19 protein-coding genes are annotated in these 20,600 nt (G+C 71.8%); all 19 read left to right on the top strand.

The window, feature by feature from the left end:
- Positions 1 to 247 precede the first annotated feature (247 nt).
- The 19 genes from mraZ (at position 248) to DEI82_RS10910 (ending at position 20,473) form a co-directional block, all read left to right on the top strand.
- Positions 248 to 679, top strand: a complete 432-nt coding sequence (mraZ, locus tag DEI82_RS11000) for a division/cell wall cluster transcriptional repressor MraZ (protein WP_111008627.1) — start codon at positions 248 to 250, stop codon at positions 677 to 679.
- 103 nt (positions 680 to 782) lie between these two features.
- Complete coding sequence (gene rsmH, locus DEI82_RS10995) at positions 783 to 1,742, top strand: 16S rRNA (cytosine(1402)-N(4))-methyltransferase RsmH (RefSeq protein WP_111008628.1); 960 nt, start codon at positions 783 to 785, stop codon at positions 1,740 to 1,742.
- Position 1,743: 1 nt separating this feature from the next.
- Positions 1,744 to 2,412: a hypothetical protein gene (locus DEI82_RS10990; RefSeq protein ID WP_111036776.1), complete on the top strand. Its 669-nt coding sequence runs from the start codon at positions 1,744 to 1,746 to the stop codon at positions 2,410 to 2,412.
- 29 nt (positions 2,413 to 2,441) lie between these two features.
- The gene (locus tag DEI82_RS10985; RefSeq protein WP_258372040.1) at positions 2,442 to 4,223 is read left to right on the top strand and encodes a penicillin-binding protein 2; all 1,782 of its coding nucleotides are present in this window, start codon (positions 2,442 to 2,444) and stop codon (positions 4,221 to 4,223) included.
- A gap of 14 nt (positions 4,224 to 4,237) precedes the next feature.
- Positions 4,238 to 5,818 carry a Mur ligase family protein gene (locus DEI82_RS10980; RefSeq protein ID WP_111008931.1) on the top strand — a complete coding sequence of 527 codons (1,581 nt, stop codon included), beginning with the start codon at positions 4,238 to 4,240 and terminating at the stop codon, positions 5,816 to 5,818.
- Positions 5,815 to 7,281, top strand: a complete 1,467-nt coding sequence (gene murF / locus DEI82_RS10975) for a UDP-N-acetylmuramoyl-tripeptide--D-alanyl-D-alanine ligase (protein ID WP_111036775.1) — start codon at positions 5,815 to 5,817, stop codon at positions 7,279 to 7,281. The genes DEI82_RS10980 and murF overlap by 4 nt, the downstream gene beginning before the upstream one ends.
- Positions 7,278 to 8,384: a phospho-N-acetylmuramoyl-pentapeptide-transferase gene (gene mraY / locus DEI82_RS10970; RefSeq protein WP_111008631.1), complete on the top strand. Its 1,107-nt coding sequence runs from the start codon at positions 7,278 to 7,280 to the stop codon at positions 8,382 to 8,384. The genes murF and mraY overlap by 4 nt, the downstream gene beginning before the upstream one ends.
- A complete protein-coding gene (gene murD, locus DEI82_RS10965; RefSeq protein WP_111012628.1) occupies positions 8,381 to 9,943 on the top strand; it encodes a UDP-N-acetylmuramoyl-L-alanine--D-glutamate ligase in 1,563 nt (520 codons plus the stop codon). Before mraY ends, murD begins: the two co-directional genes overlap by 4 nt.
- Positions 9,888 to 11,219, top strand: a complete 1,332-nt coding sequence (gene ftsW / locus DEI82_RS10960) for a putative lipid II flippase FtsW (protein WP_111008633.1) — start codon at positions 9,888 to 9,890, stop codon at positions 11,217 to 11,219. The genes murD and ftsW overlap by 56 nt, the downstream gene beginning before the upstream one ends.
- Entirely contained in the window at positions 11,216 to 12,316 is a 1,101-nt protein-coding gene (locus DEI82_RS10955) for a glycosyltransferase (protein ID WP_111036774.1), read from the top strand. The genes ftsW and DEI82_RS10955 overlap by 4 nt, the downstream gene beginning before the upstream one ends.
- A complete protein-coding gene (gene murC / locus DEI82_RS10950) occupies positions 12,313 to 13,746 on the top strand; it encodes a UDP-N-acetylmuramate--L-alanine ligase (protein WP_111036773.1) in 1,434 nt (477 codons plus the stop codon). The genes DEI82_RS10955 and murC overlap by 4 nt, the downstream gene beginning before the upstream one ends.
- Positions 13,743 to 14,921, top strand: coding sequence for an FtsQ-type POTRA domain-containing protein (locus tag DEI82_RS10945; RefSeq protein WP_111036772.1), 1,179 nt, complete (start codon positions 13,743 to 13,745; stop codon positions 14,919 to 14,921). Before murC ends, DEI82_RS10945 begins: the two co-directional genes overlap by 4 nt.
- Positions 14,922 to 15,093: 172 nt before the next feature.
- Entirely contained in the window at positions 15,094 to 16,248 is a 1,155-nt protein-coding gene (gene ftsZ / locus DEI82_RS10940; RefSeq protein WP_111008637.1) for a cell division protein FtsZ, read from the top strand.
- Positions 16,245 to 16,973, top strand: coding sequence for a YggS family pyridoxal phosphate-dependent enzyme (locus tag DEI82_RS10935; RefSeq protein WP_258372039.1), 729 nt, complete (start codon positions 16,245 to 16,247; stop codon positions 16,971 to 16,973). Before ftsZ ends, DEI82_RS10935 begins: the two co-directional genes overlap by 4 nt.
- Before the next feature lie 43 nt (positions 16,974 to 17,016).
- Positions 17,017 to 17,550, top strand: coding sequence for a cell division protein SepF (locus DEI82_RS10930; protein WP_111008639.1), 534 nt, complete (start codon positions 17,017 to 17,019; stop codon positions 17,548 to 17,550).
- Between the two features lie 79 nt (positions 17,551 to 17,629).
- A complete protein-coding gene (locus DEI82_RS10925) occupies positions 17,630 to 17,926 on the top strand; it encodes a YggT family protein (RefSeq protein ID WP_111012624.1) in 297 nt (98 codons plus the stop codon).
- A gap of 176 nt (positions 17,927 to 18,102) precedes the next feature.
- A complete protein-coding gene (locus tag DEI82_RS10920; protein ID WP_111036770.1) occupies positions 18,103 to 18,789 on the top strand; it encodes a DivIVA domain-containing protein in 687 nt (228 codons plus the stop codon).
- A gap of 2 nt (positions 18,790 to 18,791) precedes the next feature.
- The gene (lspA, locus tag DEI82_RS10915; RefSeq protein ID WP_258372038.1) at positions 18,792 to 19,553 is read left to right on the top strand and encodes a signal peptidase II; all 762 of its coding nucleotides are present in this window, start codon (positions 18,792 to 18,794) and stop codon (positions 19,551 to 19,553) included.
- Positions 19,550 to 20,473, top strand: a complete 924-nt coding sequence (locus tag DEI82_RS10910) for an RluA family pseudouridine synthase (protein WP_111008642.1) — start codon at positions 19,550 to 19,552, stop codon at positions 20,471 to 20,473. Before lspA ends, DEI82_RS10910 begins: the two co-directional genes overlap by 4 nt.
- Positions 20,474 to 20,600 lie beyond the last annotated feature (127 nt).

Raw genomic sequence — 20,600 nt, 5'->3', positions numbered from 1 at the left:
GAGACAGCCTCCACTCCGCTCCACACGATCCCCCCACTTCCCTCCACCCCCACTCCGACCGGGAGGAACGGCGCCGGATCCGCATGCGTGCGGGCGTTCCGCAGCGCTCCAGCCCGCCGCGACGCCGCCTTCTCGCCCCCAGAACGGGGGCTCGGGGGCCTTCCCGGGGCGCCGTTCCGTTGCTGGGTGGTGGGTGGTGGAGTAAAGTGGAGGAACGAGGTGGTCGTTGGAGCAGAGGGGGTCGGCCGTGCTGCTCGGTACGTACGCTCCGAAGCTCGACGAGAAAGGGCGCGTCATCCTCCCCGCCAAGTTCCGTGACGAGCTGTCCGACGGCATCGTCATGACGCGCGGACAAGAACGGTGCGTCGTGGTCTTCAGCCAGCAGGAGTTCGCCGCGCTGCACGACCGCATCCGGCAGGCACCGATGACGAACAAGCGCACTCGCGACTACATGCGCCTGTTCCTCTCCGGGGCGAGCGCGGAACAGCCCGACAAGCAGAACCGCGTGACCATCCCCCAGAACCTCCGCGAGTACGCGGGCCTCGAGCGCGACCTGACCGTGATCGGCGCGGGTGACCGAGCCGAGATCTGGTCCACCCCCGCGTGGGAGGCCTACTACGCCGCGAGCGAGGCCGACTTCGCCGAGAACGACGAGGAGGTGATCCCGGGCGTCTTCTGACCCGCGGACCCGGACTCCCAGCCATGCGCCCTGACACACCTTCCCCGGTGTCAGGTCGGGATGGATGGGGATCCGGATCCACGGTCCAGGAAGCGGGGGCGACATGACAGCATCCGACGGCGGGACCTTCCCGCACACACCGGTCCTCCTCGAGCGCATCGTCGAGCTCTTCACGCCGACGCTCGAGGGGTCCGGCAAGGTCCTCGTGGACGCCACGCTCGGCATGGGCGGTCACTCGGCCGCACTGCTCGCGCGCTTCCCGGAGCTCACCCTCGTCGGCCTCGACCGCGACACGGACGCCCTCGGGATCGCGGGGGAGCGCCTCGCGCCCTTCGGTGACCGTGTCCACCTCGTGCACACCGTGTACGACGAGCTGCCCGCGGCCGTCGCGTCCGTCGGGATCGACGCCGTCGACGGCGTGCTGTTCGACCTCGGCGTCTCGTCCCTGCAGCTCGACCGGGCGGAGCGCGGCTTCGCCTACAGCAAGGACGCGCCGCTCGACATGCGCATGGACCGCACCGCCGGCCCCACCGCCGCCGACGTCCTGGCCGAGTACGACGAGCGCGCGCTCCGCCGGATCTTCACGGTGTACGGCGAGGAGAAACTGGCGGCGCGGTACGCCCGGGCCATCGTCGCGCGCCGGACCGAGCGCCCGTTCGAGCGGTCGGCGGACCTGGTCGAGGTGCTCACCGCCGCCACCCCGGTCGCGGTGCAGCGGCAGGGCCACCCCGCGAAACGGGTGTTCCAGGCCCTCCGGATCGAGGTCAACCAGGAGCTCGCGGTGCTCGAGCGCGCGATCCCGGCCGCGCTCGACGCCCTGCGCGTCGGCGGCCGGATCGTCGTCGAGGCCTACCAGTCGCTCGAGGACCGCATCGTCAAGCGCGCGCTCGCCGAGCGGACGCGGTCGAGCGCACCCGCGGGCCTCCCGGTCGAGCTGCCCGAGCACCGCCCGACCTTCACCGCCGTCGTCAAGGGCGCCGAGCTGGCCGACGAGGCCGAACGCGCCGCCAATCCCCGAGCCACCCCCGTGCGACTCCGCGCGGCCGAGCGAATCCGGAAGTGACATGACCACGAACCTCGCCCTCGCGGCCGGCATCGCGGCCGAGCCCCGCCCCGACCACCGCCGTGCCCGCCCAGAACTCGTCGAGGTCACGGCGACCCGCGCGCAGCGTCGGGCACGACCGCGGATCGTCGCCGCCTTCGTGGCGGTCGCCGCACTCGCGGCGCTCCTGCTCGCGCAGCTCGGCATCAGCATGGTCCTGAGCAAGGGCGCCTACCAGCTCGACGCGTTGCAGTCGACGCAGACGGACCTGAGCCGGTCGCAGCAGCAGCTCGACGAGCAGCTGTCCGTCCTCCGTTCGCCGCAGAACCTCGCTCGGAACGCCCAGGCGCTCGGGATGATCGCGAACTCGTCGCCCGTGTACCTCGACCCGAAGACGGGCGTGGTGTACGGCACGCCGACGCCGGCAGCGGCGACCGACTCGACCGCGGCCACCACGACGAACCAGGTGCCGAACGCGTTGCTCGACGGCACCGCGGTCGTCGCGAAGCACGGGGACACGGCCACGAGCGCGGAGCAGCCGACGACCCACACCACCACGACCGGCTCGGCGACCGGTGCGTCGGGCTCCGATGCTGGGAAGAGCAGCGGCGCCAGCGCGTCGGGCCAGGGTTCCTCGGACTCGTCCGTATCGTCGGACGCGGCCGAGCTCCAGGCGCCCCAGACGCGCTGACCGTCGCCCTCGGTCCGGAAGGACGCAGTGTGAGGAAGACCCTCCAGAACCGACGCATCCGCTACAGCGTCGTGATGGTGGCGATCATGGCACTCGTCGCGGTGTTCGTCGTCCGCCTCGTCGACATCCAGGTCGTGCAGGCGGCCGAGCTCGACAAGGCCTCCGTCGCCAAGCGGAGCATCCCGGTGACGCTGTACGGCACCCGCGGGTCGATCGTCGACCGCGACGGCACGCCCCTGGCGGACAGCGTCACGCGCTACAACATCACGACGGCGCCCCGCATCGTCGACGCGTTCCAGGGCAAGCTCGGCGGGACCCGGATCAAGCACGTCTCGATCGCGCAGGCGCTCCAGGCGCTCGCGACGGCGTCCGGTGGCGACGTCCCCACCATGAAGCGCGCCATCGCGGCCGCCCCGAACTCCGACTTCGCCTACCTCGTCAAGGGGTTGGACGTCGGGCACTACCGCGCGGTCGAAGCGCTCGGCATCCCCTGGATCTACCCCGAGAAGCAAGCATCGCGGACCTACCCGAACGGGGCCGCCGCCGGCAACCTCACCGGGTTCATGGGCACGGACGGGGCGCAGGCGGGGCTCGAGCTGGCGTACGACAAGTGCCTCGCGGCGACGAACGGGTCCGAGACCTACGAGCGCGGCGAGGACGGCGTCCAGTTGCCGGGCAGCACGGTCACGACGAAGCAGGCGAAGAACGGCGGGACCGTCGAGACGACCATCGACGAGGACCTGCAGTACATGGCGCAGCAGGACATCGCCCAGCAGGCGCAGGCCCTCGGAGCGCAGTCGGCCACCGCGACGGTCGTCCAGGTCGGAACCGGGGAGATCCGCGCGATCGCGGACTGGCCGAGCGTCGACCCGAACGACGTGGACGCGACGAAGGACACGGGGTCGTTCGGCTCGCGGGCGCTCACCGCGACCTACGAGCCGGGGTCGACGATCAAGGCGGCGATCGCGGCGGCCCTCCTCGACACCGGCAAGGCGACGCCGCTCACCCCGGAGTCGGTCCCGTACTCGCGGACCTTCCCGTGGGGCGGCAAGATCTCGGACGCCGAGTACCACGGCACCGAGAACCTGACCCTGACCGGGATCCTCGCCCAGTCGTCGAACGTCGGCATCACCGAGGCGGGGCAGGTGCTCAGCGCCCAGCAGCGGTACGACTACATGCGCAAGTTCGGCCTGTTCGAGTCGCAGTCCGGGATCGCCTTCCCGGGGCAGCCGACCTGGCCCGACGCCGCGTCACCCTCGTGGGACCCGCAGACGAACATGAACTCGATGTTCGGCCAGGGGATCTCGACCACCGCGCTGCAGGTCGCGAGCATCTACCAGACGCTCGCGAACGGCGGGGAGCGGATCCCGCTGCACTTCGTCTCGGGGTGCGAGCAGCCCGACGGCACCGTCACCGACAAGCCCGACGTCACGCCGACGCGCGTGGTGTCCACCTCGGCGGCCGACCAGGTCGTGCAGATGCTGCAGAGCACCCTGACCGACCACGCGGGCACGCTCGCCGGCATGCAGCCCATCTCGGGCTACAACGTGGCCGCCAAGACCGGGACCGCCGAGGTCGCCGTGGCGAACGGTGGCGGGTACGGCAGCGACCGCATCATCTCGGTGGCCGGAATGGCACCTGCCGAGGACCCCCAGTATGTTGTCACGGTGACGTTCACGAAGCCGGGGCCGGGACATCGGTTCTCCAGCTCCGCCGCTCCGGCGTTCCACACCCTCATGTCCCAGGTGCTCGAGAAGTACCGCGTCACCCCCTCCACGACGGCGGAGAAGACCTACCCGTCCACGTGGTGAGGAAGAAGGAGCACGTGTCCGCTCGGATCCCTCCGGTCCTCCGTCCCGAACACCCGGCCGCACGCCCGCTCGCCGAACTCGTCAACGCGTTCGGCCTGCGCGTCGTCGGTTCGTCGGACGGCATCGAGGTCACCGGCGTGACCCTCAGCGCCGCGGAGGTGCAGCCGGGGGACGTCTTCGTCGGCGTCCACGGAGCGCACCGTCACGGGGCCGAGTTCGCGGCTGACGCTGCCGAGCGTGGTGCCGTCGCGGTGATGACGGACGACGCCGGGGTGGCCCTGGCGGCACCGAGCGGTCTCCCCGTGATCGTCGTCGAGGACCCGCGCGCGGCGCTCGGAGACGTGTCCGCGTGGGTGTACCGCACGACGCAGGACGCCGAGGACCTGCCGCAGCTCTTCGCCGTGACCGGCACGAACGGCAAGACGAGCACCGCCTACCTGCTCGAGGCGGTCCTCGGGCAGCTCGGGCTCGTCACGGGACTCAGCTCGACCGCGGAGCGGCACATCGGGCAGCTCAGCGTGACGAGCCGCCTCACGACGCCGGAGGCGAGCGAGATGCACGCGCTCCTCGCCCGGATGCGTGAGAGCGAGGTGCGCGCGGTCGCCGTCGAGGTGAGCGCCCAGGCCCTCAGCCGACACCGGGTCGACGGCATCGTGTTCGACGTCGTCGCGTTCACGAACCTCAGCCACGACCACCTCGACGACTACGCCGACATGGAGGAGTACTTCCAGGCGAAGCTGCCCCTGTTCCAACCCGAACACGGGCGTCGGGGCGTCGTCTCGCTCGACTCGGAGTGGGGGGCGCGCGTGGTCGCCGAGTCCCGGATCCCGGTCACGACGATCACGGTCCGACCCGAGGTCGAGGCCGAGTGGCGCGTGGAGATCACCGAGGCCGCTGCCGCGTACACCGAGTTCCGGCTCACCGGCCCCGAGGGCCGGTCGTTGACCACCCGCGTCCCGCTCATCGGGTGGCACATGGCCGCGAACGCTGCACTGGCGATCGTCATGCTGGTCGAAGGCGGGTTCGAGCTCGGCGCCATCGAGCAGGCCCTCCGCCACGAGGACGGCACGAGCGGTATCGACGCGTACCTCCCCGGCCGCACCGAGCGGGTCTCCGGAGACGAGGGACCCAGCGTCTACGTCGACTTCGGGCACAGCCCCGACGCCTTCCTCAACACCCTCGCCGCGGTCCGGCAGTTCACGCCCGGCAAGGTGATCATGCTCTTCGGCGCGGACGGCGACCGGGACACGACGAAGCGGGCGGACATGGCCCGTGTGGCCGCGGCGGGCAGCGACGTGCTCGTCGTCACCGACCACCACCCGCGATTCGAGGACCCGGCGTCGATCCGCAAGACGCTCGTCGACGCCGCACGCGAGGCCTACCCGGACCACGAGCTGTACGAGGTCACGCCGCCCGAGGCCGCCATCCGGCACGCCGTGTCGCTCGCCGGCGAGGGCGACTCGATCCTCTGGGCGGGACCGGGACACCAGGACTACCGCGACATCCGCGGGGTCCGGACGGAGTACTCCGCCCGTGACGAAGCACGCGCCGCCCTCCGTGAGGCCGGCTGGACCCCGGGGGAGGCCCGCCGGTGATCGCGCTCACCCTCGCCGAGGTCGCCGCGGCGGTGGGCGGCGAACTCGTCGCCGGCGCGCCCGAGCGGGTCATCGAGGGCTCCGTTGAGACGGACTCCCGGCTCGTCGGGTCCGGGTCGGTGTTCTTCGCCCTCGCCGGCGAGACGACCGACGGCCACCTGTTCGTCCCCGCAGCGGTGTCGGCGGGGGCGGCGCTCGTGATCACCGAGCGCGTCACGGCGACCGAGGTGGCGGGCCGGCCGGACGCCGACGTCGCCCAGATCGTCGTCGCGGACGGCTACGCCGCGTTGGCCGCGCTCGCGCACGAGGTCGTCGCCCGGGTCCGCGCCGGCGGCCGCCTGCGGGTGGTGGGCATCACCGGCTCGAACGGCAAGACGAGCACCAAGAACATGCTGCGCACGATCCTGTCCCGGCACGGCGAGACCGTCGCACCCGAGGGCTCGTTCAACAACCACGTCGGCGCGCCGATCTCGATGCTGCGACTCACGCACGACACGCGGTTCCTCGTCGTCGAGATGGGCGCGAGCGGTGTCGGGCACATCGCGAAGCTCGTCCGCATCGCCGAGCCGGACGTCGGGGTCGTCCTCAAGGTCGGACTCGCGCACGCGGGCGAGTTCGGCGGGATCGAGGCGACCCAGCGCGCGAAGTCCGAGATGGTGACCGACCTGCCGTCGACCGCGACCGCCGTGCTCAACATCGACGACGACCGCGTTGCCTCGATGCGCGCGCTGACAGCCGCGCGGGTCGTCGGCTTCGGCACCTCCCCGGACGCCGCGTACCGCATCGGGGACCTGACGAGCGACCGGCACGGCACCGCGTTCACGCTGACCCGTCGGAGCACGGACGCGTCGGCGGTGCCGGGAGGCCCGACCCAGGCCGAGGAGACCGTCAGCGTCCGCCTCGCCATCCTCGGCGAGCACCACGCCATGAACGCCACGGCCGCGCTCGCGGTCGCCGCCGAGTGGGGTGTCCCGCTCGCCGACGGTGCCGAGGCGCTCGCCACGATGACGCGCGCCGAGCGGTGGCGGATGGAGCTCCTCCACGGCGGCCCGGAGGGCGTCACGGTCGTGAACGACGCGTACAACGCCTCGCCGGACTCGATGGCCGCCGCGCTCCGGACGCTCGCGCAGATCGCCCGTCCGGGCGAGCGCACCGTCGCGGTGCTCGGCGAGATGGCCGAGCTCGGCGAGTACTCCGTCGAGGAGCACGACCGCGTCGGACGGCTCGTCGTCCGCCTCGGCATCGGGCAGCTCCTGGTCGTCGGGCCCGGAGCGCTCCCCATCCACCAGGCCGCCTCCCTCGAGGGATCGTGGGACGGCGAGTCGGTCTACGTCGAGGACGCCGAGGACGCCGTCCGTACCCTGCAGGACATGCTCCGCCCCGGCGACGTCGTCCTGGTCAAGTCCTCGAAGTCCGCCGGTCTCCGACACCTCGGTGACCGCATCGGAGGTGTTCCGGCATGATCGCACTGCTCATCGCCGCGGCGGTGTCGCTCGTGTTCACGTTGCTGCTCACCCCGCTGTTCATCAAGCTCTTCCACCGACTCGGGTGGGGGCAGTTCATCCGCGACGACGGTCCGCAGTCCCACCACACCAAGCGCGGGACGGCCACCATGGGCGGGATCGTCCTGATCCTCGGGTCCGTCATCGGGTACTTCGTGGGGCACCTCGCCGGCCGCGACACCGTGACCCTGTCCGGGATGCTCGTGCTGTTCCTCATGGTGGGGCTCGGCGTGGTCGGGTTCGTGGACGACTTCCTCAAGGTGCGTCGGCAGCGGAGCCTCGGGCTCGGCGGCTGGGCGAAGGTGCTGGGGCAGGTCATCGTGGGCGTGATCTTCGCGACGGTCGCCCTCGTCGTGCCGAACGCGCACGGGCAGTACCCGGCGTCCAAGATGATCTCGGCCGTACGGGACATCCCGTGGCTCGACTTCATGGCCCTCGGCACCGTCATCGGGACCGTGCTCTACCTCGCGTGGATCGTGTTCCTCACGGTGTCCACGTCCAACGGTGTCAACGTCGCCGACGGGCTGGACGGGCTGGCGACCGGGTCGAGCATCCTCGCGATCGCGTCCTACATCTTCATCGGCTTCTGGCAGTACAACCAGGAGTGCGGCGGAGCGCGACTCGACGACAGCGTCGTGCACGCGTGTTACCGGGTGACGAACCCGCTCGACCTGGCGGTCGTGGCCGCGTCGATCTGCGGCGGGCTCATCGGGTTCCTCTGGTACAACACGTCGCCGGCGCAGATCTTCCTCGGTGACACCGGCTCGCTCGGCCTCGGGGGCGCCCTCGCCGCGCTCGCGATCCTCAGCCGGACGGAGCTGCTGCTCGTCCTCATCGGAGGCCTGTTCTTCATCGTCACCGGCTCGGTCATCCTGCAGCGGGCCTACTTCAAGATCACCCACGGCAAGCGCATCTTCCTGATGAGTCCGCTGCACCACCACTTCGAGCTCAAGGGCTGGGCCGAGGTCACGGTCGTGGTGCGGTTCTGGATCATCGCCGGACTCTGTGTCGCCGCCGGCGTCGGGCTGTTCTACCTCGAGTGGATCACGAGAGCCAACGCATGACAGGACCCACCCGGGCCTCCCGGCTCGACGGTCTGACCAGCTGGCACGCCACCGGATGGCGTGGGCTCCGCGTGGCGGTGCTCGGGCTCGGTGCCACCGGGTTCTCGGTCGCCGACACCCTCGTCGAACTCGGCAGCGAGGTCACCGTGTGGTCCGAGGACGCCCCGGAGGACCGCGTCGAGCTGCTCGGCGTGATCGGTGCCCGGTTCGTGCGGACCTCCCTGGCGACCGTGCCGGACGAGCTCGTCGTCGCCGCCCCGGACCTCGTCGTCGCGTCGCCCGGGTTGCCGCCGTCGAACCCGACGCTCGCCTGGGCCGTCGAGCACAGCACGGTCTGGGGCGACATCGAACTCGCCTGGCGCGTCCGCGACAAGGTGGTGCGTCCGAGCGGACCCGCGCCGTGGGTGCTCATCACCGGGACGAACGGCAAGACGACCACGACGCAGCTCACCCAGGCGATGTACGCGGCCGGGGGCTGGCGTGCCGCGGCCTGCGGCAACATCGGCGTCCCCGTGCTCGACGTCGTCCGCGACCCGGACGGGTACGACGTGCTGGTCGTCGAGCTCTCGAGCCACCAGCTGCACAGCATGCCGACGACCGGACCGGGCGCCGTCGTGCCCCTCGCGTCCACGTGCCTCAACCTCGCCGACGACCACCTCGAGTGGCACGGATCCGCCGCGGCCTACCGGGACGCCAAGGCGAAGGTCTACGCGAACACCGTCGTCGCGTGCGTCTACAACGTCGTCGACGAGGCCACGCGGCGCATGGTCGAGGACGCCGACGTCGTCGAGGGGTGCCGTGCCGTCGGGTTCACCGCGGGCGTCCCGGCGCCGGGCGACGTCGGGGTGGTCGAGGACGTGCTGTGCGACCGTGCGTTCCTCGACGACCGGCGGAACGCCGCGCTCGAACTGGCCGCGCAGGCGGACCTCGAGCTCGCCGGCCTCGCGTCGCCGCACATGACGATGAACGTGCTCGCGGCGGCGGCGCTCGCCCGCGCCGGTGGTGTCACGCCCGCCGACATCCGTCAGGCGGTCCGGGGGTTCCGTCCCGACCACCACCGCACGGAGCTCGTGGCGGTCGCCGACGGCGTGCGCTGGGTCGACGACTCCAAGGCGACGAACCCCCACGCTGCAACGGCGTCCCTCGCGGCCTTCGAGGACGTGGTGTGGATCGTCGGCGGCCTGTTCAAGGGCGTCGACGTCGACGACCTCGTGGCCCGGTTCGGACCCGAGGTGCGTGCGGCCGTCGTGATCGGGACGGACCGCGCACCGGTGCTCGCGGCATTCGCACGACACGCGCCCGATGTGCCCCTCGTCGAGGTCCTCGCATCGGACACTGAGCAGGTCATGCCCGAGGCGGTCCGGCATGCCGCCGCGGTCGCACGACCCGGCGACACGGTCCTCCTCGCCCCGGCTGCCGCGTCGTTCGACCAGTTCGGCTCCTACGCGGACCGGGGGCGCCGATTCGCGGCGGCCGTCCACGAGCACCTGGGAGGAGACGCCGATGGCGAACCCGCCGACGACCGTCCGCACGGGGACGACCCGGACCGGGGGCGGTGACCGGTCTGCCGGTGCGGCCGCTCGACGCGCGAACGGGGCCGTGGTCGCGGTCCGCCAGCTGTTCGTCGCCGAGACGGGCGCGTTCTACACGATCCTCGGGGTGACCCTGTTCCTCGTCGTGTTCGGCGTGGTCATGGTCCTGTCCTCGTCGAGCGTCGAGCAGTACGCGGCCACGAAGGACTTCTTCGGGGCCTTCACGCGACAGGGCATGTACGCCGTGATCGGCGTCCCGCTCATGCTCGTCGCATCGCGGCTGTCGGTGCGCTTCTGGCGGAAGTGGGCGATGCGGATCGTCGTCGCGGGCCTGGTCGTGCAGGCGCTCGTCGTGCTCACACCGCTCGGGTACTCGATCCAGGGCAACCGGAACTGGATCCGGATCGGCTCCTTCACCGCGCAGCCGTCCGAGATCCTCAAGCTCGCCCTCGCGCTCGGCATCGGTGCGATCATCTACGCCAAGCGGGACAAGCTCGACGACTGGCGCGAGGTCTTCATCCCCGTGGGGCTCGCGGCGCTCGGCTCGATCGGGCTCGTCCTCGTCGGCAAGGACCTCGGGACCGCGATCATCATGATGCTGCTCGTGTTCGGTGCGCTGTTCATCGGCGGCGCCCGCCTGCGGCACCTCGGGGTGGGCGTGCTCGCGATCGCGGTGGTCGTCCCGTTCCTCACGATGTCGTCGAGTTCGCGGTCGTCCCGGATCAGCGCCTGGCTGTCGGGCTGCACGAACTCGAACCAGTACCAGGACCTCTGCTGGCAGCCCGTGCACGGCATGTGGGCGCTCGCGTCCGGCGGTGTGTTCGGTGTCGGCCTCGGCAACTCGAAGCTCAAGTGGTCGTGGCTGCCCGAGGCGGACAACGACTTCATCTTCGCGATCATCGGCGAGGAGCTCGGGCTCATCGGCGCGATCGTCGTGCTCGTCCTCTTCGTGGTCCTCGCGATCGGGTTCGTCAAGGTGATCCGGACCTCCCGCGACCCGTTCGTGCGGACGGTGACCGGCGCGGTGATGGTGTGGATCGTCGGGCAGGCACTCGTCAACATCGCCGTGGTGCTCGGCCTCCTGCCCGTGCTCGGCGTGCCGTTGCCGTTGATATCCGCGGGTGGCTCGGCGCTCATCATGACGCTCGTCGCGATCGGCGTCGTCCTGTCCTTCGCCCGCGTCGCTCCGGACGCCGACACCGCAGTACCCGTGGACGGGCACCTCGTCGCGGCGCAGCGATCCGCGGCGGCCGCGGCGGCGCGTGCCGGCCGGGTCGCGAACCCCGGACGGGGTGCTCGGTGAGCCGCTTCCTCTTCGCGGGCGGAGGCACGGCGGGGCACGTCAACCCGCTCCTCGCCGTCGCCGACCGGCTGCGCGAGCGTCGTCCGGACGACGACGTGCTCGTGCTCGGCACGGCCGAGGGGCTGGAGGCGCGGCTCGTCCCCCTGCGCGGCTACGAGTTGGCGACCATCCCGCGCCTGCCGTTCCCGCGCCGTCCGAACGCGGCGGCTGTCCGGTTCCCCGGCGCCTTCCGGCGCACCGTGGCCCACACCGAGGCCCTGATCCGGGATCGCGGCATCGACGCCGTGTTCGGCGTCGGCGGGTACGCCGCCGCGCCGGCCTACATCGCCGCACGGCGGACGGGCGTCCCGCTCGTGGTGCACGAGGCGAACGCCCGTGCGGGGCTCGCCAACCGCCTCGCCGCGCGCTTCACCGACCACGTCGGCACCACGTTCTCGAACACGCGCCTCCCGCACGCCCGCCTCGTCGGCATGCCGCTCCGGCGCGAGATCGAGACGCTCGACCGACGCGCCGCCCGCGCCGAGGGGCTGGCCGCGTTCGGTCTCGACCCCGCGCGCCCGGTGCTGCTCGTGACCGGAGGCTCTTCCGGCGCGCGACGGATCAACGAGACCGTCCACCGCGCCGCGGCCGCCGTGCTCGGGGTGGGGTGGCAGATCCTGCACATCGTGGGCGCGAAGTCCGACATCGGCCCCTCGTCGCTCGAGGGGTACCACGTCCTGCCGTACTGCGACCGCATGGACCTCGCCATGGCCGCCGCGGACTTCGTGGTCTCCCGATCGGGCGCGGGCATGGTCTGCGAGCTCACCGCGGTCGGCCTGCCGAGCGTGCTCGTGCCGTATCCTGTCGGCAACGGCGAGCAGCGGCTGAACGCCCGCGACGTCGTCGAGGCCGGCGGCGCGGTCCTGGTGGCGGACGAGGCGTTCCTGCCCGAGTGGGTGACGTTCGACCTGCTCGGGATCCTCCAGGACCGGGCGCGGATCGCGGACATGGCGGTGCGCGCGGGCAGCGTCGGACACCGCGACGGCGCCGATCGCATGACGGACCTCGTGATCGACGCGCTCCGCGGGCGCGACGCGGGACGGACGGAGGAACCATGACCATCAAGCCCGACCTGTCGCAACCGATCCCCGACGACTTCGGCACCGTGCACTTCATCGGCATCGGCGGTTCCGGCATGAGCGGCATCGCACGGATGTTCCTCGCCGCCGGGCACCGGGTCACCGGGTCGGACTCCCGGGAGTCCGCGACGACGGGACGCATGCGCGAACTCGGTGCCGACGTCCGCATCGGCCACGACGCCGGGAACGTCGGTGACGCCGACACGGTCGTCGTCACGAGTGCGTTGTGGCCCGACAACCCGGAACTCCTGGAGGCCCGGCGTCGCGGTCTGCCGGTAATGCACCGCTCGCAGGCCCTCGCAGCGCTCATCGCGGGCCGGCGGCTCGTCGCGGTCGCGGGCGCGCACGGCAAGACGACGTCGACCGGCATGATCGTCACGGCCCTGGTGGAGCTCGGCCTCGACCCGAACTTCGTCAACGGCGGCGTCATCCAGTCCCTCGGTGTCAGCTCGGGCAGCGGTGCGAGTGACACCTTCGTCGTCGAGGCGGACGAGTCCGACGGCTCGTTCCTGCTCTACGACACCGCGATCGCCCTCGTCACCAACGTCGACGCCGACCACCTCGACCACTACGGCAGTGAGGACGCGTTCATCGACGCGTTCGTGACGTTCGCCTCGCGCGCGTCCGAGCGGGTGGTGATCTCGAGCGACGACGCCGGAGCGCGACGCGTCGCGGCCGGTGTCCGGGCGACCGCGCACGCACCGTCCATCGTCACGTTCGGTGAGGCCGACGACGCCGACGTCCGCGTGACCGACGTCGTCGAGACCGCCGGCGTGCAGGCCGTGGTCCACGTCGCGGGCGTCGCACACCCCCTGGCGCTGCGGGTACCCGGGCGGCACAACGCGATCAACGCGGCGGGGGCCGTGGCCGTGCTCGTCGGGCTCGGGGTCGACGCGGCGGACGCCGTCCGTGGCGTCGAGGCCTTCGGGGGGACGGAGCGGCGGTTCGAACTGCACGGCACCGAGCGCGGCGTCCGCGTCTACGACGACTACGCGCACCACCCGACCGAGGTCGCGGTGGCGCTGCGCGCCGCGAGGAGCGTCGTCGGCGAGGGCCGCGTCATCGCGATCCACCAGCCGCACCTGTACTCCCGCACCCGGCTCATGGCCGGGGACTTCGCCCGCGTCTACGAGGAGCTCGCGGACCACACGGTCGTGCTCGACGTGTACGGCGCCCGTGAGGACCCGGAGCCCGGGGTGACCGGAGCGCTCGTGCAGGAGCGGTTCACCGACCAGTCGCGCGTCGACTACCTGCCGGACTGGTCCGAGGCGGCGGCCCGTGCCGCCGATCTCGCCGAGGACGGCGACATCGTCATGACGCTGAGCTGTGGCGACGTCTACCGGATCATCCCGCAGGTGCTCGCCGACCTGCACGGCGGCCGAGTCGCGGCGGAGGCCCCGGCACGGTGAAGCGTCCCGAGGGGTTCGACCCGGGCTCGCTGCCGGTCCCGGAGCGTCCGGCGCCGCCGCGTGAGGACCGTGCCGCGTCGGACACGGACGCGAGCGCTCGCGGTGGTGCGACACCGGGTGGCGCGACGCCGGGTGGTGCGACACCGGGTGGTGCGACACCGGGCCGTGCGCCGTCGGATGGTGCGCGGAGCCTCCTGACCGGTGCGACGGGTCAGCGGCTCGGCGCGGGCATCACCGCACTGGCCGGCCGGTTCCGTGCTCTGAGCCCGGACGAGGACTTCGTCGACCCCGTGGCGCAGGAGCGCGCCGCCGCGCGTGCCGCACGGGCCGCCGAGGCCGCCGAGGATCCCGACGTCGACCACGAGCGGCCGCTGGGCGCGGGCGTCCGCGCCGCCGAGACCGCTCGCGAGGCCCGCGCGGCCCGCCGTCGTCGTCGTCTGGTGGAGCGCCAGGAGGTCCGTCGGTTCACGCGGCGGAGCCGCCACCGACGTGCAGCGTGGCTCACATCCGGCGCGGTGCTGCTCGTGCTCGTGCTGTCGGTCGTCGTGGCCGTGTACTCACCGCTCATGGCGCTCCGGACGATCGAGGTGCGGGGCACCGACCGGGTCGACCGGCAGCAGGTGCTCCACGCGGTGGACGGCCAGCTCGGCACGCCGCTCGCCCGGATCGACTTCGGTGCCATCAAGCGGCAGCTCGCCGGGTTCCCGCTCATCGCGAGCTACGTGACCGAGGAGGCTCCGCCGCACACGCTCGTCATCACGGTGACCGAACGCGAGCCGATCGTGGCGGTGAAGACCGGGTCCGGGTACGACCTCGTCGACCCCGCGGGCATCGTCGTCGAGTCCGACCCGAGACAGCCCGCCGGGATGCCGCTCGCGGCGGTGCAGCCGTCCCAGCTCGGCAGCACGGCCTTCCGGTCGATGACCGAGGTCGTGCTGGCGCTGCCCACCTCGGTGCGCTCGACGGTGACGCAGGTGACCGCGAGCACCTCGGACGACGTGACGCTCACCCTGCGCTCCGGTGCGAAGGTCGTCTGGGGGAGTCCCGACGACTCCGCCGCGAAGGCGCGGCTCCTCGCGGCGTTGATGACGTCGCAGGCGCCCTCGGGCAAGGTGGAGTACGACGTCTCGGCGCCCGACAACGGGATCGTGCGGCAGCAGCGATCCGCGGGATGATGGGCGTGCACGCCGATTCGCGGGTCGCTCCTGCGACACGCGGCGTGGCGTCGTCCCTCGTTCGGAGGGGCACCCCTAGCGTCGTCAGCAGTACCCATACCAGCAAAATCCCTGAACTTCAACCAGAGGTTGAGGCTTGCTCTCGGAGAGCACTACCGGAGGCCGGACCAACGTGACCACGAACCACAACTACCTCGCCGTCATCAAGGTGGTCGGCGTCGGCGGCGGCGGCGTGAACGCCGTCAACCGCATGATCGAACTGGGTCTCCGCGGTGTCGAGTTCATCGCGATCAACACGGACGCCCAGGCGCTCCTGCTCAGCGACGCCGACGTCAAGCTCGACGTCGGCCGCGAGATCACCCGTGGGCTCGGTGCTGGTGCCGACCCGGAGGTCGGCCGTCGCGCCGCCGAGGACCACGCGGAGGAGATCGAGGAGGCCCTCGCCGGCGCCGACATGGTGTTCGTCACCGCGGGTGAGGGCGGTGGCACCGGGACGGGCGGCGCGCCGGTCGTCGCGCGCATCGCGAAGTCGATCGGTGCGCTCACCATCGGTGTCGTCACGAAGCCGTTCGGGTTCGAGGGCAAGCGCCGTCAGGCGCAGGCCGAGAACGGCGTCGCCACGCTCAAGGACGAGGTCGACACGCTCATCGTCGTGCCGAACGACCGCCTGCTCGAGATCAGCGACCGCGGTATCAGCATGGTCGAGGCGTTCGCGACCGCCGACCAGGTGCTCCTGGCCGGTGTCCAGGGCATCACCGACCTCATCACGACCCCGGGACTCATCAACCTCGACTTCGCCGACGTCAAGAGCGTCATGCAGGGGGCCGGGTCGGCACTCATGGGCATCGGTTCCTCACGCGGCGCGGACCGTGCGATCAAGGCCGCCGAGCTCGCGGTCGCGTCGCCCCTCCTCGAGGCCTCGATCGACGGCGCGCACGGCGTGCTGCTCTCGATCCAGGGTGGGTCGAACCTCGGCATCTTCGAGATCAACGACGCCGCCCGCCTGGTGCAGGAGGCCGTCCATCCCGAGGCGAACATCATCTTCGGTGCGGTCATCGACGACACCCTCGGCGACGAGGTCCGGGTCACGGTCATCGCCGCGGGCTTCGACGGCGGGGAGCCGTCCGGGCAGCAGCAGAAGGACCGCCGGTCGAGCTACGTCGACCCGGACACGACCGCCCCGGTCGCGGCGAGCCACGCGCACGACGAGACCGCTCCGGTCGCCTCCTGGGCGACGCAGGAGCACGAGCCGCCCGTGCAGCGCGCAGCCGACCCGGCGTTCGACGACGACGACGACGAGCTCGACGTCCCCGACTTCCTGAAGTGAGTCGGGTGGACGGGGCCGAGCCGCCCCTTCCGTCCGGGGAACCCGGTCTGGAGGAACGGCTCGGCTCCGTCCGCAACGGCATCGCCGACGCCGCGCGAGCCGCGGGGCGCGGCGTCGACGAGCTGACGCTCGTCGTCGTCACGAAGTACCACCCGGCTGCACTCGTCCGGTCCCTGGCCGCACTCGGCGTCACCGACGTGGGGGAGAACCGGCACCAGGAGGCGCAGGCCAAGGCGGCCGAGCTCGCCGACCTGTCGCTGCGCTGGCACTTCGTGGGCCAGCTCCAGAGCAAGAAGGCGCGGCAGGTCCGTCGCTACGCGGACGTCGTGCAGTCGCTCGACCGGGCCAGTGTCGTGGACGCGCTCGCACCGACGGAGGGCGAGCCGCACCCGCGGGTGATCGACGGCTTCGTCCAGGTGAACCTGACGACCGATCCCGCACGCGGTGGCGCTCAGCCGTCCGAGGTCGACGCACTCGTCGAGCAGGTGCTGGCATCCGGCGGCGTCCGCCTGCGCGGCGTCATGGCCGTCGCTCCGCTCGACGAGGAGCCCCGTCGGGCGTTCGCCCGGCTCCGCGCGATCTCCGAGCGCGTGCGTGCGATGGCGCCGTCGGCGACCGCGATCTCCGCCGGCATGAGCGGCGACTACCCCGACGCCGTGCTCGAGGGCGCGACACACCTTCGGATCGGGACGGCAATCACCGGAAACCGCCCGGCTCCTCGTTAATCTCGCACTGGACACGCACGAGCACCCACCACCCGGAGGAACCATGGCCCACCCGCTGCGCAAGACGATGGTGTACCTCGGCCTCGCCGACGAGGACGTCGAGTACGACGAGCCGGCCGCCCAGGCCGCGCCCTCCCAGCCGACCGCGGTCGCGACCCAGCCCGCCGTCCAGGCGGCTCCGCCCGCGCCCACCCAGTCACCCGTCGCGTCCGTCGCGACCCAGAACCAGCAGCGCGCGCAGGTGACCCCGCTCCGACGCGCCCACGCACAGAAGGCGACCCCGGTCCAGGAAATGAACGAGATCCTCACCGTCCACCCCCGCGAGTACAAGGACGCGCAGTCCATCGCCGAGAGCTTCCGCGACGGCATCCCCGTGATCATCAACCTCACCCAGATGACCGAGGGCGACGCGCGTCGCATGATCGACTTCGCGAGTGGCCTGTCGCTCGGCCTCTACGGCAAGATCGAGCGCGTCACGAGCAAGGTGTTCCTGCTGTCGCCGGCGCACGTCGCGGTGAGCGGCGAGCCCGCTGAGGTAGAGTCCGACATCGAGGCGTCCTTCTTCGCCCAGTCCTGAGGACCGCTCCCCGCGCGTCCTCCGCCGGGTCCACACCGGCCCCGGCGCCCGCCCCGACCGAGCGAGTTGATCAGCCCCGATGGTGTCCCTCGTCGCGAGCATCCTGCACCTGCTGCTCCTGATCTACTTCTTCATGATGTGGGCGCGGTTCGTGCTCGACCTGCTGCGGACCTTCAACCGGTCCTGGCGGCCCCGCGGAGCCGTGCTCGTCATCGCCGAGGTCGTGTTCGGGGCCACCGACCCGCCCATCCGCGCCGTCCGACGGGTGCTCCCGCCGATGCGCATGGGTGCGGTCGCGCTCGACTTCGGATGGAGCATCGTGATGCTCCTCGTGATCATCCTGATGGGCGTCACGGAGCGCTTCGCCATCGCCTGACCGCGCGTCCGACCCGCGCCACACCGGGCGCCGCAGGGGGTGCGGCCGACCGGCGGTGTACGGTGGTCCGGACCCGATGCGCGTCACGCGCGCATCCGCACCGGAGGTCACGGCTGGTAGGTTCGGTCGTGACCGTTCGGTTCCACACGATCAGCAGTTCTATTGAGGTGACGGCAATGGCTTTGACGCCGGAAGACGTAGTCAACAAGCGGTTCCAGCCGACGAAGTTCCGCGAGGGCTACGACCAGGACGAGGTCGACGACTTCCTCGACGAGGTCGTCGTGGAACTGCGTCGTCTCGGGCAGGAGAACGAGGAGCTGCGCCAGCGCCTCAGCGCCGCCGAGGCCCGCGCCGCCGAGACGCCCGCGCCGGCCCCGCAGCCCGAGCCGACCCCGGAGCCGGCGCCCGTCGCCGCCGCACCGGAGCCGACCCCGGCCCCCGTCGCCGCCGCCGCCCCGACGACGACCACGACGGACGACGAGACCGAGGGCACCTCGAGCCTCCTGCAGCTCGCCCGTCGCCTGCACGAGGAGCACGTCCGCGAGGGCGTCGAGAAGCGTGACGCCCTCATCGCCGAGGGTCACGCCACCGCGGCGCGTCTCGTCTCCGAGGCCGAGGCGCAGCAGCGCCAGATCCTCGCCGACGCGGAGCAGCAGCAGCGGCAGCGTGTGTCGACCTACGAGCAGGAGCGCAAGCAGCTCGAGGGTCGTATCGAGGAGCTCCGCACGTTCGAGCGTGAGTACCGCGCGCAGCTCAAGAACTACATCCAGGGCCAGCTGCAGGAACTCGACAGTGCGAGCAACGAGCAGCCCAGCGGGTTCCAGCCCGCGCCGGCGTCGGCGCAGGGCTTCGGGTCCAACTGACGTTGCCCCAGCCCCATCCGGCTGCACCAGCCGAACGTCCGGCGAAGGTCAGTGTCCGCGCGATCGCGGCACTGGCCTTCGCCGCTGTCTGCGTCTACGCACTCGACCAGGTCGTCAAGGCGCTCGTCGTCGCCCACCTGACCTACGGCGCGACCGTGCCGGTGCTCGGCGGGCTCCTGCAGCTGCACTACGTCACGAACCCCGGCGCCGCGTTCTCGTTCGCCACGGGTCAGACCTGGATCTTCTCGATCGTCGCCGCCGCGGTGGTCGTCGCGATCGTGATCACGGCGCGGCGCATCCGCTCCCTCTGGTGGGCCGTGCTCTTCGGCATGTTGCTCGGCGGTGCCCTCGGGAACCTGACGGACCGCCTGACGCGGCCGCCGGGATTCGGGCGCGGCCAGGTGGTCGACTTCATCTACACCCCGTGGATGATGCCGGCGATCTACAACATCGCCGATTCGTTCATCTGCATCAGCATGGCGATCTTCGTCGTGCTCACGCTGCTCGGCGTGAACCTCGACGGCACGCGGACGCCGTCCAAGCGGACCCGGGCCGCCGGCGCCGGCGCCGACGACCGTGCCGGCACGGACGACCGGGAGGCCCAGGGGCGCGTCCCCGGGGCGGCGCCGGCCACGGACGGGGGAGCCACCGCGGTCACGAGCGAGGCGACGTCCGCCGTGGGGGCCGCACCCGACGCGACCGCGGGCGGACCGGCGGACGGGGACCGGGCCTCCAGGCCGTCGCTCGGGCACGACGCGACGTGAGCGAGTCGCGCAGCCTGCCCGTCCCCGACGGGCTCGCGGGCGAGCGTGTCGACGCGGCGATCGCCAAACTGCTCGGGTTCAGCCGGTCGTTCGCCGCGGACGTCGTCGCCGCCGGCGGCGTCCGGGTCGACGGGGTCGTCGTCGACAAGTCGGACCGCCTGCACGCCGACAGCTGGCTCGAGGTCGAGTGGTCGCCGAAGGAGTCGCCGCGGGTCGTCCCGATGGCGGTGCCCGGCATGACGATCGTGTACGACGACGAGGACATCGTGGTCGTGGACAAGCCGGTCGGTGTCGCGGCGCACCCGTCGCCGGGCTGGGACGGGCCGACGGTGCCCGGCGGCCTCGCGGCGGCGGGGTTCACGATCGCGACCTCGGGTGCGGCGGAACGCGCGGGCATCGTGCACCGGCTCGACGTCGGGACGAGCGGCCTCATGGTCGTGGCCAAGACGGAGCTGGCGTACACGGCGCTCAAGCGCGCGTTCAAGGAGCGGACGGTCGACAAGGTCTACCACGCGCTCGTGCAGGGGCATCCCGATCCCACCTCCGGCACCATCGACGCCCCCATCGGCCGCCACCCCTCGAGCGACTGGAAGTTCGCGGTCGTCGCGGACGGCAAGCCCAGCGTGACGCACTACGAGACCCTCGAGGCGTTCCGTGCGGCGACACTGCTCGAGGTCCACCTGGAGACCGGCCGGACCCACCAGATCCGCGTCCACATGGCGGCCACCCGGCACCCGTGCGTCGGGGACACGACGTACGGCGCCGACCCGGTGCTCAGTGCGGAACTCGGGCTGACGCGGCAGTGGCTCGACGCCGTCCGGCTCGGCTTCGAGCACCCCCGCACGGGCGTCTGGGTCGAGTTCGAGGCGGCGTACCCGGACGACCTGCGACACGCCCTGGAACTCGTCCGCGAGGGCTGAACCCGCGCGGCCCGACCAAGCGATGTCGTCCGTGCCCGTTACGATTCCCGCACCAGGTCAGAGCATCGATCGCCGGAGGTTCCGTGGCGGACAGCGACTCCTTCGTCCACCTGCACGTGCACAGCGA

The sequence above is a fragment of the Curtobacterium sp. MCBD17_019 genome (assembly GCF_003234555.1).
Taxonomy (GTDB): domain Bacteria; phylum Actinomycetota; class Actinomycetes; order Actinomycetales; family Microbacteriaceae; genus Curtobacterium.
Note: the sequence above shows the minus strand (reverse complement) of the source record. Positions and strands in the feature narration are given on the sequence as shown.